This window comes from Thermococcus sp. JCM 11816 (assembly GCF_055396515.1).
The window spans coordinates 531,307-545,941 of the sequence record NZ_AP043741.1 but is presented as its reverse complement, the minus strand read 5'-3'; the positions used below and the strand labels follow the sequence as shown (position 1 = coordinate 545,941).

The following is a 14,635-nucleotide window of genomic DNA, read 5'->3' as shown; positions in this document are numbered from 1 at the left end:
GAGAATGAGAAAGCGCTCTCTCACCCTCTTTTCCGACGGGAACCTCTTCCGGCGGGAGAACACACTCTACTTCGAGAACGCGCAGGGAAGAAAGCCCCTCGCCGTTGAGGGCATCTACGATATCTACGTCTACGGCCACGTCAACATAAGCTCGCAGGCCCTCCATTTTCTGGCCCAGAAGGGAATAGCCGTTCACTTCTTCAACCACTACGGCCACTACGATGGCTCATTTTATCCGCGGGAAAGCCTCCTTTCGGGGGACTTGATAATCAAGCAAGCCAAACACTACCTCGATCAAGAAAAACGCCTCACCCTTGCCAAACTCTTCGTGAGAGGTTCTGCCCTCAACATGGAGAAGAACCTAAAGCGCTGGAAGGTTGCTGATGGGTTTTCAGAACTCCTCGATGAACTCTTCGGGGAGCTTGAGAGTGCGAGGAAGATAACCGAGGTCATGAACGTGGAGGCGAGGATAAGGGGGAATACTACACTCGCTGGGACAACGCCCTGCCCGAAGGCTTTAAGATCGTGAAAAGGACGAGAAGACCACCGGAGAACGAGATGAACGCGCTGATAAGCTTCCTCAATTCTCGCCTTTACGCAACAATCGTGAGCGAGCTCTACAACACCCAACTTGCCCCGACGGTGAGCTACCTCCACGAACCGGGCGAGAGGAGGTTTTCGCTCGCACTCGATTTGAGCGAGATATTCAAGCCGGTAATAGCCGATAGGATAGCGAACAGACTCGTGAAGCAGGGAATCATAAAGAGGGAGCACTTCAGGGGTGAGCTGAACGGCGTCCTGCTTACAAAGGAGGGTATTAAGGTTGTTTTGAAGGCCTACAACGAAGAGCTGGGCAGAAGCGTTAAGCACCCAGGACTTAAGAAGAACGTTACAAAGCAGAGACTTATCCGCCTTGAGGCGTACAAGCTGATTAAGCATCTCGTTGGGGTTAAGGACTACGAGCCTCTGGTGGCGTGGTTTTAGATTAATGCGATAACAAATTTCTTTCTCCCCTTGGATTCCTTTTTCACATAGCCTTTTTTCTCCAGTCTTGAAATGTACTCGCTCACCAGAGGTAATGGGTACACACTACCCCTGCGCTCCGACAAGGTGTCTCTGATTTCTGTTATTGTAATGGGTTTGTCAGATTGCCGTACTATTTCCAGTATCTCCCGCTCCAGTTGAGTGAGTCTAGCCTGGGGATTAATAACCGGGAGCTCTATGGGATGTCCATCTTCAGTGACGTAAAAAACAGCTTCCACAGTCTCAGGGTTCTTATTCGAGACTTCAATCGCGGCGTAAAAAAGTTCATATCCCAAAATCCTTCTTCCACCAGTGAGGTTTATCACTGTCTTTGGCACAATCAGCCTTTCAAATTCTTCAATTCTCTCCTGAAACAGATAGGGATCTTTAACTTCCTTTGTGATCACAGGGATATCAAGGGCAAAAAAAGCTCTTTCTGCTTTTTTGACACAGTCATTGATCTTCTTTATGTCCTCGTCCTTGGCGCTTTTCATGAAAGAGTACAGGATAACTGCGCTGTCAATGATAATATCAGCTTTTTCCAGTCTTTTAGGCAGAATAAGCCGGTCATTTCTAAAGATGTGGTTTATGTGCTCCCCTACCGTAACTATGTATCTCATATTCACCACCCCTTATTTGCATACAACGGCATCATACTTAATAAGTTTAGCCGAATAGTTAACATAATTAAGTTAAGTTCCTGACATGGTAAATCTTAAATACTATGCTGTCTATTCAAGTGTGGTGTTTCCCATGGATGAATGGGTCAAAAATATCGGCAGGTATCTAAGCTACCTCGTGGATGATGAGTTTGAGGAATACGCCTACGACATCGTTGACAGCATAGCAAAAGCCAGAACGCAGGAAGAGCTTCTTGAGAGTGTCTACAAGGCCCTCAGGCTTGCTCCAAAGCTCAAGAAGAAGGCAGATTCTGAAGGCTGCTTCTTCCAAAAGCCTTCTCCCACGGACATCGAGGCCCTCGAAGATAGGGTTGAGGAACTGTCCAACCCTAAGGACCTCAGGAAAGTGGCGGTAAGCTTGGCCCTTTGGGCTTTTGCCTACTGGAACCACTGCCCGAATAAGGAGAACAAAATTGAAGGAGGTGTTGAATGATGTACGTCCGCATAAGCGGTAGGATAAGGCTGAACGCCCACTCCCTCAACGCCCAGGGTGGCGGAGGAACTAACTACATCGAGATAACCAAGACAAAGGTAACTGTAAAGACTGAAAACGGCTGGGCCGTTGTTGAAGTTCCTGCGATAACCGGCAACATGCTGAAGCACTGGCACTTCGTAGGCTTTGTGGACTACTTCAAAACTACCCCATATGGAGTGAACCTTACTGAGAGGGCCCTTAGGTACAATGGCACAAGGTTTGAGCCAATTGAGAAAAAAGCAAAATGGGAGATTCCTAATGCGAGCAATCAGGCTATTGTGTTCGAGAAGAAGGATAATAAATGGTATCTAACATCAGCACCCAACTTTTCAGGGAATCAACAAGAAGCCTCCGAAGCTCACTTTGTGAAGTATTTTGCCGATGCAGACATCCACGGTTTCTTGGCCCCAGCCATGGGTATTCGTAGAGTCTCGCTCGTTAAAGCCTCGTTCATACTCCCAACGGAGGACTTTATCCGTGAAGTGGAGGGCGAGCGCCTTGTAACTGCGATAAAGCACAACAGGGTTGACGTCAACGAGAGCGGTGCCATAAGCAGCGGTAACGACACCGCACAGATGCTGTTCAGCAGGGAGTATGCCACAGGTCTCTACGGCTTCTCCATCGTCCTTGATCTTGGCCTTGTGGGCATTCCCCAGGGATCGCCCGTAAAATTCGAGGGGAACCAGCCAAGGCCCAACATTGTCATCGACCCCAACGAGAGGAAGGCAAGAATCCAAAGCGCCCTCAAGGCTCTTATACCGATGCTCAGTGGTTATCTCGGCGCAAACCTTGCCCGTTCGTTCCCGGTATTCAAGGTCGAGGAGCTCATAGTAATAGCCAGTGAAAAGCCGATTCCAGCCCTCGTTCACGGCTTCTACGATGACTACATAGAGGCTAACAGGGCTATCATAAAGAACGCAAGGGCGCTTGGATTCGACGTTAAGGCTTTCACTTACAAAGTCGACCTTGGGGAAGACCTTGAAGCTACTAAGGTCTCTTCCGTGGAAGAGCTCGTTGCCGAACTGCTCAAAGTTGAAGGGGGTAGAGAGTGAATGGACGTTCTCCTCCTTCGCCTCCGCTTTCCATTTTTCTCGGTGGCGAGGCGCTCCTATCAGGTTAGGACTTCTCTCCTGCTTCCCTCCCCTTCATCCCTAAAAGGAGCACTGGCAAAGGGACTAATCCTGCTGAACCCTGAGAAGTATGCCAGTGATTCACTCGACAAAGCCGCCATCAAAGCGGTAAGGGAAATTGAAAGCAAGCTCGTGAACGTCAAAGCCGTGAGTGTTGCTCCGGTTAGCCCTCTCGTTAAGAACGCCTTCCTACTCAAACGCCTAAGGAACCTGGAGTCAGGCTCCAAGGCCGAAAAAGACGACGCCATGAGGAGGGAGTACACATTCACAAGGGAGCTGCTTGTTGCCTATATTTTCAAAGACCTAACCCATGATGAAAAGGAACGCTACCTGAGGGCGGCGATGCTCATTGACACTATTGGAGACACTGAGAGTCTAGCCACTCCGGTTTGGGCTTCCTTTGTAGAGCCCGAAGAGAAAACAGCCCCCCTAGCCTTCTCGGCCCCTTACTCCGAAATCTCGACCCTACTGTTCCCAACCATGCAGACAAAGGGGAAAATAAAGGTGTACACTGAGAGGGCATGGGTATCGCCAGATTATTCCAGAGCAGTGCATGCTAAGAGGAAAAGGAGCAGAGGGAAGGAAGAACCGGAGGAAGAGACCTTCTACTTACCCGTTGAAGAACGTCGCCACAAAAGAACTGTGTACTACACAAGGACAGTCTATTCTCCCAATGTTGAAAAGGCGCTGACCATTGATGGGGAGGTGCTTGGGATATGGATACCCTGGAACTCTTCCGAGAGCTGACCGGCTTTGAGCCATACGACTACCAGCTCCGTGCATGGGAAAATATCAGGAACGCCATGGAAAGCGGCGGGAAGGTTGTTATCGAAGTCCCTACAGCTGGAGGAAAGACGGAAACCGCTGTAATGCCTTTCCTCTCTGGAGTCTATCACAACAGTTGGCCCGTTACCAGGCTGGTCTATGTCCTGCCAACTAGGTCACTTGTTGAGAAGCAGGCGGAAAGGTTAAGGAAGCTGGTTTCCAAGCTTCTTCAGCTGAAAGGGAAATCTGAGGAAGAGGCCGAAAAGCTCGCCAAGGAGGTTGTTATCGTTGAATACGGTCTTGAGAAAACCCACGCGTTCCTCGGCTGGATGGTTGTGACAACATGGGATGCCTTCCTCTACGGTCTTGCGGCCCACCGGACAGTCGGGAACAGGTTCACATTCCCAGCGGGTGCAATAGCCCAGTCCCTTGTCGTATTTGATGAGGTTCAGATGTACCAGGACGAATCAATGTACATGCCACGCCTTCTTTCACTTGTCATTGGAATTCTTGAAAATGCCAACGTCCCCCTTGTTATAATGAGCGCGACGATTCCCTCAAAGCTCAGGGAGATGATAGCCGGGGACACGGAAGTCATAACGGTTAAGGGGAACGATAAAAACAAGCCCTCGAGGGGAAACGTAAAAGTCAGGGTAGTCGAGGGAGATACTGAAGAGGTCCTCAATGACATTAAAAACGTCTTGGAACGAGGAAAGAAAGTCCTAGTTGTGCGAAACACCGTTGGAAAAGCCGTTGAAACTTACCAGCTCCTGAAGAATGAGCTACATGATATTCTGACTGATCCATCGGACGCGTTACTCATACACAGCAGGTTCACAGTTAGGGACAGAAGGGAGAAAGAGAGCGCTCTTGAGCGGGCAAGGCTAATCGTTGCGACCCAGGTTGTAGAGGCCGGACTCGACATGCCGAACGTGGGATTAGTCGTAACGGATATCGCCCCACTCGACGCTTTAATTCAGCGCATTGGTAGGTGTGCACGACGGCCTGGAGAGGAAGGAGAGGGCATAGTACTCATGCCTATGGAAGACGGAATTGAACCTGGAAAGGTTGTAAGGGGGTTTTCGGAGCTGGAGAAAAAGATAGGCAGGGACAGCATCGTTTTTGCTACCGTTGTGAGCACAAAAGAGTACAGCAACAATGCAGTAAAGGTCGCAGAGGTTCATTACGGGGAGGGAAAGAAAGATTTTGTGCATGTTGGAGATATTGGCCTCGCCAGAAAAATCTTGGAAGGAAAGCAAGGAAGGAGAAACCCAAAATTACCGAGAAACGTTTACATAATCCCCTACTCAACCGCTCCCTACGATCCACTAGTGATGCTCACAACGTATGATGAGCTATCAAACCTCGAGGAGTATTTGGGGAACACAACAAAAGCCAGGGAAGCGCTCGATAGAGTTTACCGCTTCCACTATGAGAACAACATTGTTCCAAAGGAGTTCGCTTCCGCCTACGTCTACTTCAGGGAGCTAAGACTGTTTTCAGCTCCCCCAGAATACGAACTCCGCTCCAGGCCAGAGCTGTACGTGATGCTTTACCCAGCAAGCTCGGAGAAACTGGAAAAGCTTGAGATAGACAGAATCATCAGGATCAGCTACGACAGAAACAAGCTATACAAGTGGAAGAAAGAGGGAATCATCGTTGGGGAGCTCAAAGAAGTATGGGACAAAACCTCCAGAAAAAAGGCGGGCTGGGCGGTTCAGAAAACCTTCACGCCAAGCGCATACAGTATATATGCAATGGATCCCAGGTATTACACCCGGGAGCTCGGCTTTGTAACAGCTTCTCATAACTCCACCAGCGAGAAAGACCAGCCGAAGAAGGAGAGCTCAAAAACAAAGGACATGTCTGAGGATCCTAAGAAGAAAACCGAGGGGGAGATTATCAGCAAAGAGGGGAATAAACTCATACAGGCGAGTCTCGACTACTGGGGGGTGAGAGGGTGAGCTGCGAGGCATTTGGGGGACAAACACTGAGACAGCACGTTGAGGCAATGCTTGCCGCGTGGGAGAGGGTTAAAGACAAATACATACCCTCGATGATCAGAGCGATGAGGGCTGTTGGAATTGAATTCACTGAAGAAGATGCTGACAGGTTCATGAGGACCCTTATAATTCTACATGATGTTGGAAAGTGCAGCGACATATATCAGAAGCATTTGAACAACAATGAACCTCTTAGAGGGTTCAGGCATGAGCTTGTGAGTGCCTACTATGCCCATAAGATTCTGAAAGAGGTGTTCAAAGACGAAAATGTGGCGTTCTTGGGGGCTCTAGTCGTGATGATGCACCACGAGCCGATCCTAATGGGCCAGATACGCTCCCTTGATAGAGATGAACTCTCCCCTGAGGTAGTCCTCGACAAGCTCCACAGCTTTAACGGAGTCGTGGAAGATACAGAGCCGTTCATAAAGGGTATGATGAAGGAGGAGTTCGGCGTAGCTCCAGAGGTTCCATCCCCAACTCGTGAAGACGTTCTCAGAGAAGTTATTAGGCTCAGCGTGCTCGCCAGACACAGACCCGACTCTAGCAGGTTGAGAATGGTGGTCGGAGCACTGCTCATTCCGCTGGTTCTCTGCGACTATAAAGGGGCCGAGAAAAGAGAGGGCGAAGCCCCGAAGTTCGCTGAGGTTCTTGGAGTTGAGATGACACTGTGAGGGGTGAGGGTATGGAGCTCAACGAATTTAGAACACCCCAAATTGACCTCATCTTCGATCTCTACGTCGCCTACGGTTACGTGGAGTCCATGATAAGGGGGGGAGCCAGAGAGCTCATCCTAACACCCAACGGAACATCGTATTTGGTTCAAACAGACGTTTCGGGTGAGGAATTCCGCCATGGGCTAACGGATGCCATAAAGGAAATGCTGGCCCTCCACATAGCACTGGCAAGGCACTCTCCAAGAGAAGGCGGCAAGCTCGTCAGCGACGCGGACTTCAGCGCTGGGGCAAACATCAACAACGTCTATTGGGACAGCGTACCAAGAACTCTTGAAAAGGTAAAGGAGAACCTTGAAAAGAAAAAGAGCGTGAAAGGAACCGCTACCATGCCCATAACTCTCATGCCCTCTGCGGGCAAATACATGCTAAAGCACTTCGGAGCCCAAGGGGGCAACCCGATAAAGGTTGATCTTCTCAATTATGCCCTTGCGTGGGTGGGCTTCCACTATTACACCCCCTATGTAAAGTACACGAAGGGGAACACAACCTGGGTCCACATCTACCAGATAGCACCGGTGGAAGAAGTTGACATGATATCACTGCTTGCCCTCAAAGACATCAAGATGCACCTTCCGCACTACTATGAGAATAGCCTGGACTTCCTCACCAACCGCAGGCTTGCACTTTTGTACCACCTCCTCCACAGTGAGAGCCTTGGGGCGCTGGAACTCTTTACAGAGAAGGAATTCGTGATCCGCTCTTACACCCTCGAAAAGTCCGGAAACAACCAGGCGGTACGCTCTTTCGGGGAGGAGGAAATCGGGAAGCTTATAGACTTTCTATGGAAGCTGAAGAGGAGGGACTTCTTCCACACCTTGAGGTTCATTGAAGGCCTCCTAAAAGGAACCACGGAGGGAGCACTAGCTCTGGTTGACGCTGTGATGAACAAAAGGCCAGAAGGGTTCTATGCGGCTCTCAAGCTTGGCAAGAAAGGAGGGGGGATTCCAAGTCTTGAGATCGTAGCGGCCCTGGAGGAGATCATCTATGAGGATTAAACTGCTCCTCCGCTTCAAGCCTCCCTTTCTTATCCCCTACAACTACCCGCGCTACCTCTACCCCTTCCTCCTCCGTGCCATTGAGCTCGCCGATAAGGAAGTCGCGGGCAGGATTCACAACAACAAGAGAGACATCAAGTTCGTGGCCTCTAAGTTCATGCCTATTGGGAGCACAAAAAGGCTTGAACAGGGCCTTCTTGTCGAGTCAGGAACCGTGGAGCTTTACGTGGGTTCCACCGAGAACATAATCCTTGAATCTCTTGTGAGAGGTCTCGGACAGGGAATAGGGCTGCTCCACGTGAGAGGTCAGAAGCTCATAAACTACGAGGCCGAGCTCGAAGAGATCCCTAAACACCTCTCTGGAAAGCGCTTTAAAACCCTCTCTCCCGTCAGCGTTTACCACAACAATCCTCCAAATGGATTTCGGCAGTGGGATCTTTCTCCCGTTGGTCAGCCAAACAGCCCCTTTGAGAACGAGCCTAAGGTTTGGAAGGAGCTTCTCTTTGAAAACCTTAAGTCAAAGTATATGATGGTTTACGGCGAGCCTTATGAGGGGAGCTTTGACATTAGCGTCATCACAAAGAAGCCGAAGAGCAGCAGGCTTCTGGTCAAGATCGATGAGAGAACAGGAAAGCCAATCTACGCCCGCGTCTGGGAGTTTGGTTTCAAGATGTGGGGCGAGGAAGAGCTCCTTCGGGTTGCGTATGAGCTTGGAATCGGAATGAGGAACCCTCACGGGTTTGGTATGGTTGAGGTGATTTAAATGTCCCTCCCCGCAGAAATAGAGGAGTTCAACGAGGGAATCCGCCGCGCCGTGAGCGGGAGCCCTATAGTGGAGAGGAAGATATGGGTGACCTCGCTGAGCCACTGCCTTAGGAAGACGGCGCTCTCGATATACCTCAACACGTACAATCCCTCCAGAAGCTGGGAGGCTAGGATAGGTACTGCCCTCCACGGCTGGCTCGGGGAAGTCGTTAGGAGCGCGGAGTTCGAGATTCCCGTTGAGCACGACCTCAAAGACGGCTGGAAGCTCGTTGGAAAGGTCGATGCCGTGAAAGGCGATTACCTCCTGGAGTTTAAGTTCAGGGGTTTCGAGAACAACGATTCGAAGAAGAATTCGAAAAAATCAAAGAAAAACATCGACCTGGATCACGCCGAGCCCTCCAAAGAATCGATTGAGCAGATAAACGCATACATGGGCATCCTCGGGAAGGAAAAAGGGTACATCTACATCTTCGACAGGAACGGGCTTGACTTCAGGGTCTTTGAGGTGTCCTTTGACGAGAGACTCTTCAGGAGATTCATCAAGAGGGCGGAGAAAGTTATAGAGGCAGTTGAGGACTTGGAGAGGGGGGAGTTCCCAAAGTGGATATCCACTGTCGGCAACAAGACGTGGGTTTGCAACCACTGTCCATTCAGACCCATATGCGCCGCGATAGATAGGCCATGGGAGAAGTCTAGATAATGTCCTCAATCGGGTTCTTCTCCACTCCCATTACTTCTCTTTTTGGCATCGAGCGAAGTTTGTATATGACAACCGAATCCTCATCCCCGTCTATGAGTTCTTCTATTCCAGCTTTTATGCGCTCGAACTCTGCTAGAGTAACCTCGCCTTCAAAAACGCTGTTCTGGACCCAGTGAAGGTGCTGGCGGAGAAACTTCTTGACTCTGTTCACGCGCTCGACCGAGACGTCGTAGACCACTATGATGTACATGCCACCACCGTACAAACTCCGGTTAGTTCCTTTTATATTTTCGGTCCTATCACGTTTAAATCGTCCAGTTGTCTGAACTGAGGTGTATTAGCCATTGAATTTTCAAAATATTTGCTGATCAGCCTCGGGAAGTCTTTAGTAACGTTTGGTTACTATCAAACGAAAAGTTATATATTCAGCAAAAATCGTGACGAAATTTTTTCGGAATTCTGAATGGGGGCACTTTAGGGCCTTTTTGTGCCCGTTCCTAATTCTGACACGATATTTTTGGCAAAAAGCGTCTGAAAACCACTAAAGTTCTTTTTAAGACTCTAAAGATGCCTGGGAAGTCTTCTGAACGTTGTTGTGCATGCTCTTAACGGAAGGAGGAGAACTTGTTTCTGGCTGAAAAAACTGCTCAAAAGCTTTTTAATTGGGGACCGTTAGGGGCTTTTTAGAGCACCCTTTGCGGAAAAGCTTATAAGATCCGAGCGTTCTTAGTAGTTTGTAGGGAGAAAGGAGGAAAAAACCGCCCTGTTGCAATAAGACTCTAGGAGAATTGAAAGTGCACTTCTGTGAAGTTCTCGCTGGCAACCTGTACCAGAGTTGCAATAAGACTCTAGGAGAATTGAAAGCTCCTTCAGCCATTTCTATGGGGGGCAGGCCCAGCTCGTTGCAATAAGACTCTAGGAGAATTGAAAGCATACTTGAGAAGAGCCACCAAATCAGAGAGGCTCCGTTGCAATAAGACTCTAGGAGAATTGAAAGTTTTATTGTTTCGCGATTCTCGAACTTCGAGCGAATAGGTTGCAATAAGACTCTAGGAGAATTGAAAGCCGGAATAGAAGTCCTCAACCAGCTCAAAGCCAGGAGTTGCAATAAGACTCTAGGAGAATTGAAACATCATCTGTCTCCACAAAAACGACCCACTTAGGAAAGTTGCAATAAGACTCTAGGAGAATTGAAACTAACTTTTTAGTGGGTCTTTTCCCTTCTGGGTTCGCCGTTGCAATAAGACTCTAGGAGAATTGAAACGCGGTTCGGGAGTTTCTAACGGTTGCCCTTGGTTCAGGTTGCAATAAGACTCTAGGAGAATTGAAACTAAGCAGGACATACTAGACGTTTTAGAAGAGTACGGACTAAGTTGCAATAAGATTCTAGGAGAATTGAAACGGATTGACTTCAGACGGAACTTTTTGACATCGCGGAGGTTGCAATAAGACTCTAAGAGAATTGAAACTCGTTCCCATTACCGCTCTTGTCTTTCCAAACCCCATGTTGCAATAAGACTCCAAGAAGGATCCAAAATGAATTCAGAAAGAGAAAGTCCGAGAAAAAGATCCTCAGACCTTGATCCTCTTCCAAACAGTCCCCTGCGGCGTGTCCTCAAGCTGGATTCCAAGGTTTCTCAGCTCGGCCCTTATCTTGTCGGCGAGGTCGAACTTCCTCTCCTTCCTGAGCTGGGCGCGAACATCGATGAGGAGCTTTATCAGGGCCTCTTCTTCGCCAGCCTTCTGCTCCCTGAAGTAGTCCTCGAAGATGCCAAAGACCTCGCTCACCATCTTGAAGAACTCCCGGGCCTTCCTGAGGATGCTCTCCTTTGGCCTCTCGACCTGAGTGAGATAGCGGTTGACGGCGTTGCTGACCTCGAAGACCGCTTTAAGTGCCTCGGCCGTGTTGAAGTCGTCGTCCATTGCATCGTAGAACTTCTTCCTGCCGTCCCTTATGGCCTCGTAGGCCCCAAACTCCTCCTCGCCCCATTTGAAGGATATCTCAGCCCTCTCCATCGCCACGCGGATGTTCTCGAGAGTATTGTAGAGCCTCTCAAGGTTGTTTCTGGCGTGCTCAAGGCCCTCCTCGGTGTAGTCGAGCGGTGACCTGTAGTGTCTCTGCAGGACGAAGAGCCTTATTACCTCAGGGTCGTAGCGCTGGAGCGCTTCCCTGATCGTCACGAAGTTGCCGAGGCTCTTGCTCATCTTCTCACCGTTCACCATCAGGAAGCCCGTGTGCATCCAGTAGCGAACCCACTCGTGGCCGGTGCAGGCTTCCGTCTGGGCTATCTCGTTCTCGTGGTGCGGGAAGATGAGGTCGCTTCCGCCGCCGTGGATGTCGAAGCTCTCGCCGAGGTACTTCGTGCTCATCGTGGAGCACTCAATGTGCCAGCCGGGCCTTCCCTCGCCCCAGGGGCTCTCCCATTTGGGCTCCCCTGGTTTGGCCTTCTTCCAGAGGGCAAAGTCTTCGGGGTTCTTCTTCCCCTCTCCTGGCTCAACGCGCGCGCCCTTGACGAGGTCCTCCAGCTTTATCTTGCTGAGCTTTCCGTAGTCTTTGAACTTCCTGACTTCAAAATAGACGCCATCGCTCCCCTCGTAGGCGTAGCCTTTCTCCTGGAGCTTCCTTATGAAGTCTATGATGTCCTGGATGTGCTCGGTGACGCGCGGGTAGATGTCCGCCGGCTTGACCTTCAAAGCTTTCATGTCCTCAAGGAAGTATTTCAGGAATTTTTCGGCCAGCTCCTTCGGGTCTTCGCCGGTCTCATTGGCCCTCTTGATGATTTTATCGTCTATGTCTGTGAAGTTCATGACCATGAGAACGGTATACCCCTTGTGCTCAAGGTAGCGCCTTATAACGTCGAAGGCGATGTAAGTCCTCGCGTGACCGATGTGTGTGTAATCGTAAACCGTTGGCCCGCAGACGTACATCCTGACCTCGCCTTCTCTCAGGGGCTTGAACTCCTCCTTCTGCCTCGTCAGGGTGTTGTAGATTTTGATCCCCATTCCTACCACCGGGCGCTTTTGGGAGTGGCTTTTTATTAGCTTATCGCCGCAGGTGTCGGTGGAGTGCCATAACCGCCATAATAACTATGAGCGCAACCAGGAAGAGCTCTTTTAAGAGCTCAGTGTTCTCATTGAATTGCGATCCTTTGGAGACCATGGACGATGCCGTCAGTGAGGAATGTGTGCCCTCGGAGACGTTGAACGTCGGGCTCGTTGAGGATGCTTTATCTTTGAGGATGTAGACGTCCGCCAGGTTCTCAAAACCGTACTCTGGAGAAAGCTCGAAGTCTTTTAGCACCATGTCTGGCGTCACTTTCAGAAGGGGTAGCGGAATTATTGATGTCTCATTGAAGTAAAAGACGTAGAGGGGTTTCTCAAACATATCCTTGAGCTTCTCCCAGGGTATCTGGTCATAGTCCATTGAGGTGTTTGCCCATTCGATAATACCTGTAGTGGAGCCATTTAGAAGGAAGGGATACCCCCAGTAGAGCTTATAGGTGAAATTGAGCTCAATCCGAGTCGTCCCTGTTTTCTCCCCTGGAACTGCGTTCAGGGTAAAATTGTTCTCTATCACGTCCATCTCAATGGCTGGAACTATGACGATGTCGTTTCCGCGGGAGAACGCGATCAGGTTGCTTAGCTCCTTCTCATCCCACAGATACGGAGCTATCTCTCTCATTTTTATAGCGTAAGTCCGATTTTTAAATTGGAACACCACACTGTCCCCTTCTACCTTCCCTCGCACTGGGTTGGTCGTCTTCCGTTCTGAGATCGAATTCAGGATTTTGGTGAGGCTCTCGTTTTGGCCTTCGTACTCGTAGTAGCCGCCGATGTAGTGGGCCCCGCTCGAGTTCACGAGGTAGAACCTGTCGTACTGGGTTGTCGGGTCGTACTCAACGGCGCACTGTCCCAATGAGTGGGGTTTTAATCCGTAGTATCCAGTTGATACGTAGATGAAACCTTCACTGGTGGGCATTATGATTATTCTGAAGCCCGAGGAGCAGAACCTGACTGTTAGAGTGGGGTCTGCCTTTGAGAGGGGGAGGAAGGAAGTAAGTAAAGAAACTATCATCAGCATAATGGCTACTTTTGCCAAGGGATATCCATTGCAATGGCGGTTTTTCCGCACTTCTCAACACCCATATTTCCTATTGGCCATTGAACAATAATAACTTTTTTCTTGAGTGGCTAGGGTAGTGATCTCGAGAATATTTGTCTACAAAAGCTTAAAAACCGACCACCCAACTGGGTCTGGAAAAAGAAAGGAGGTCACGAAAATGACCAAGGTTCAGAAGGGTGACGTTATCAGGCTCAAGTACACCGGAAGGATAAAGGAGACCGGTGAGATATTCGACACAACCGAAGAGGAGATCGCAAAGCAGGCTGGAATTTACAAGGAGAACGGCGTTTACGGGCCCGTTCCAATAGCCGTCGGCGCCGGTCACGTGATTCAGGGTCTTGACGAGCAGCTTGAGGGCCTTGAAGTCGGAAAGAAGTACGAGATCGAGGTTCCGCCCGAGAAGGGCTTCGGAAAGCGCGACCCGAAGCTCATCAAGACATTCACCCTCGGCCAGTTCAGGAGGCAGGGGCTCATACCCTTCCCCGGAATGCCTGTCGAGATAGAGACCGAGGGCGGCAGGAAGCTCAGAGGCAGGGTTCTCACCGTTAGCGGAGGCCGCGTCAGGGTTGACTTCAACCACCCCTACGCCGGCAAGCACCTCGTTTACGAGGTCGAGATTGTTGAGAAGATTGACGACCCGATTGAGAAGGTTAAGGCCCTCATCGAGCTCCGCCTGCCCAGGCTTGACGCGAACAAGGTCGTCATAGAGGTCGGCGAGAAGGACGTCGTCGTTGACTTCACCCCTGTTAAGGACGAGGTTGACAAGGGCACCCTCGTTCTCGGCGAGCTCCTCCTCGAGGGCGACCTCAAGTTCCTTGGTTACGAGGAAGTCAAGTTCAGGCCCAGCGTTGACGAGCTTCTCAAGCCGCAGGAAGCCGAGGAGGGCGAGGTCTCTGGGGAAGAGGCCGGTGAGACAACCGAAGCTCCTGAGGAAACTGAAACCGAAAAGGCAGCTGAACAGGAAGCAATCAAGGAGGCCCCTGAGGAAAAGAGCGAGGAGAAAGGGGAGACCGAGGAGAGCGCGGAAGAGTCGGAAGCTGAGGAGGCCTCAGAAAAGGCTGAAGAGACTGAGGAGAAAAAGCCCAAGAAGAGCACCAAGAGCAGGAAGACTAGGAGAACCACAAGGAAGAAGAGCACAACCAAGAAGAAAGCCAAAGCAGCCGAAGAGAATGGCGAAGCCGAGGCTGAAAACGCCGAGGCCTCTGAGTGAGGTTTTTAACCCCCGTTCTTTTTATTATACTG

At 50.2% G+C, this 14,635-nt stretch carries 13 protein-coding genes, 1 pseudogene and 1 CRISPR repeat array; of the genes and pseudogenes, 10 read left to right on the top strand and 4 right to left on the bottom strand.

All coding sequences use genetic code 11. The features are described 5' to 3' along the window. Positions 1 to 4: 4 nt before the first annotated feature. A pseudogene (gene cas1b / locus ACZ5TN_RS03025) lies at positions 5 to 984 on the top strand (type I-B CRISPR-associated endonuclease Cas1b). Here cas1b and ACZ5TN_RS03020 read toward each other — a convergent pair. Beyond that, positions 981 to 1,643, bottom strand: a complete 663-nt coding sequence (locus tag ACZ5TN_RS03020; protein ID WP_464917112.1) for a BlaI/MecI/CopY family transcriptional regulator — start codon at positions 1,641 to 1,643, stop codon at positions 981 to 983. The pseudogene cas1b and the gene ACZ5TN_RS03020 overlap by 4 nt on opposite strands. Positions 1,644 to 1,776: 133 nt before the next feature. Between ACZ5TN_RS03020 and ACZ5TN_RS03015 the strand changes: the two genes are divergently transcribed. Genes ACZ5TN_RS03015 through ACZ5TN_RS02980 form a run of 8 tightly spaced genes read left to right on the top strand, consistent with a single transcriptional unit; the run spans position 1,777 to position 9,270 of the window. Next, the gene (locus tag ACZ5TN_RS03015) at positions 1,777 to 2,136 is read left to right on the top strand and encodes a hypothetical protein (RefSeq protein ID WP_054839617.1); all 360 of its coding nucleotides are present in this window, start codon (positions 1,777 to 1,779) and stop codon (positions 2,134 to 2,136) included. Continuing rightward, positions 2,136 to 3,230: a type I-A CRISPR-associated protein Cas7/Csa2 gene (cas7a, locus tag ACZ5TN_RS03010; protein WP_464917111.1), complete on the top strand. Its 1,095-nt coding sequence runs from the start codon at positions 2,136 to 2,138 to the stop codon at positions 3,228 to 3,230. The genes ACZ5TN_RS03015 and cas7a overlap by 1 nt, the downstream gene beginning before the upstream one ends. After that, complete coding sequence (gene cas5a, locus ACZ5TN_RS03005; RefSeq protein ID WP_464917110.1) at positions 3,231 to 4,055, top strand: type I-A CRISPR-associated protein Cas5a; 825 nt, start codon at positions 3,231 to 3,233, stop codon at positions 4,053 to 4,055. Continuing rightward, positions 4,025 to 6,037, top strand: coding sequence for a CRISPR-associated helicase Cas3' (cas3, locus tag ACZ5TN_RS03000; protein WP_464917109.1), 2,013 nt, complete (start codon positions 4,025 to 4,027; stop codon positions 6,035 to 6,037). The genes cas5a and cas3 overlap by 31 nt, the downstream gene beginning before the upstream one ends. Further along, positions 6,034 to 6,747: a CRISPR-associated endonuclease Cas3'' gene (locus ACZ5TN_RS02995; RefSeq protein ID WP_464917108.1), complete on the top strand. Its 714-nt coding sequence runs from the start codon at positions 6,034 to 6,036 to the stop codon at positions 6,745 to 6,747. Before cas3 ends, ACZ5TN_RS02995 begins: the two co-directional genes overlap by 4 nt. 11 nt (positions 6,748 to 6,758) lie before the next feature. Then, positions 6,759 to 7,805: a type I-A CRISPR-associated protein Cas8a2/Csa4 gene (gene cas8a2, locus ACZ5TN_RS02990; protein WP_464917107.1), complete on the top strand. Its 1,047-nt coding sequence runs from the start codon at positions 6,759 to 6,761 to the stop codon at positions 7,803 to 7,805. After that, complete coding sequence (cas6, locus tag ACZ5TN_RS02985) at positions 7,795 to 8,568, top strand: CRISPR-associated endoribonuclease Cas6 (protein WP_464917106.1); 774 nt, start codon at positions 7,795 to 7,797, stop codon at positions 8,566 to 8,568. The genes cas8a2 and cas6 overlap by 11 nt, the downstream gene beginning before the upstream one ends. Then, entirely contained in the window at positions 8,569 to 9,270 is a 702-nt protein-coding gene (locus tag ACZ5TN_RS02980; RefSeq protein ID WP_464917105.1) for a CRISPR-associated protein Cas4, read from the top strand. It begins immediately after the preceding gene. Here ACZ5TN_RS02980 and cas2 read toward each other — a convergent pair. The 3 genes from cas2 to ACZ5TN_RS02965 all read right to left on the bottom strand — a co-directional run bounded on the left by cas2 (position 9,263) and on the right by ACZ5TN_RS02965 (position 13,351). After that, complete coding sequence (cas2, locus tag ACZ5TN_RS02975) at positions 9,263 to 9,520, bottom strand: CRISPR-associated endonuclease Cas2 (protein ID WP_464917104.1); 258 nt, start codon at positions 9,518 to 9,520, stop codon at positions 9,263 to 9,265. The genes ACZ5TN_RS02980 and cas2 overlap by 8 nt on opposite strands. Before the next feature lie 515 nt (positions 9,521 to 10,035). Further along, a CRISPR array of direct repeats spans positions 10,036 to 10,739; the repeat unit is 30 nt; unit sequence GTTGCAATAAGACTCTAGGAGAATTGAAAG. Between the two features lie 103 nt (positions 10,740 to 10,842). After that, positions 10,843 to 12,273: a cysteine--tRNA ligase gene (gene cysS, locus ACZ5TN_RS02970; protein WP_464917482.1), complete on the bottom strand. Its 1,431-nt coding sequence runs from the start codon at positions 12,271 to 12,273 to the stop codon at positions 10,843 to 10,845. Positions 12,274 to 12,313: 40 nt separating this feature from the next. Continuing rightward, positions 12,314 to 13,351 (bottom strand): hypothetical protein, encoded by a 1,038-nt coding sequence (locus ACZ5TN_RS02965; protein WP_464917103.1) that lies wholly within the window; start codon positions 13,349 to 13,351, stop codon positions 12,314 to 12,316. A 199-nt stretch (positions 13,352 to 13,550) separates the two neighbouring features. Here ACZ5TN_RS02965 and ACZ5TN_RS02960 point away from each other — a divergent pair, with 199 nt between their 5' ends. Beyond that, positions 13,551 to 14,603, top strand: a complete 1,053-nt coding sequence (locus ACZ5TN_RS02960) for an FKBP-type peptidyl-prolyl cis-trans isomerase (protein ID WP_464917102.1) — start codon at positions 13,551 to 13,553, stop codon at positions 14,601 to 14,603. The last annotated feature ends 32 nt before the right edge of the window (positions 14,604 to 14,635 follow it).

What these genes read in the sequence shown, in the direction of transcription:
- ACZ5TN_RS03020 (WP_464917112.1), bottom strand. Translation starts at nt 1,643, where the DNA reads ATGAGATACATAGTTACGGTAGGGGAGCACATAAACCACATCTTTAGA.
- ACZ5TN_RS03015 (WP_054839617.1), top strand. Translation starts at nt 1,777, where the DNA reads ATGGATGAATGGGTCAAAAATATCGGCAGGTATCTAAGCTACCTCGTG.
- cas7a (WP_464917111.1), top strand. Translation starts at nt 2,136, where the DNA reads ATGTACGTCCGCATAAGCGGTAGGATAAGGCTGAACGCCCACTCCCTC.
- cas5a (WP_464917110.1), top strand. Translation starts at nt 3,231, where the DNA reads ATGGACGTTCTCCTCCTTCGCCTCCGCTTTCCATTTTTCTCGGTGGCG.
- cas3 (WP_464917109.1), top strand. Translation starts at nt 4,025, where the DNA reads ATGGATACCCTGGAACTCTTCCGAGAGCTGACCGGCTTTGAGCCATAC.
- cas8a2 (WP_464917107.1), top strand. Translation starts at nt 6,759, where the DNA reads ATGGAGCTCAACGAATTTAGAACACCCCAAATTGACCTCATCTTCGAT.
- cas6 (WP_464917106.1), top strand. Translation starts at nt 7,795, where the DNA reads ATGAGGATTAAACTGCTCCTCCGCTTCAAGCCTCCCTTTCTTATCCCC.
- ACZ5TN_RS02980 (WP_464917105.1), top strand. Translation starts at nt 8,569, where the DNA reads ATGTCCCTCCCCGCAGAAATAGAGGAGTTCAACGAGGGAATCCGCCGC.
- cas2 (WP_464917104.1), bottom strand. Translation starts at nt 9,520, where the DNA reads ATGTACATCATAGTGGTCTACGACGTCTCGGTCGAGCGCGTGAACAGA.
- cysS (WP_464917482.1), bottom strand. Translation starts at nt 12,273, where the DNA reads ATGGGGATCAAAATCTACAACACCCTGACGAGGCAGAAGGAGGAGTTC.
- ACZ5TN_RS02965 (WP_464917103.1), bottom strand. Translation starts at nt 13,351, where the DNA reads ATGCTGATGATAGTTTCTTTACTTACTTCCTTCCTCCCCCTCTCAAAG.
- ACZ5TN_RS02960 (WP_464917102.1), top strand. Translation starts at nt 13,551, where the DNA reads ATGACCAAGGTTCAGAAGGGTGACGTTATCAGGCTCAAGTACACCGGA.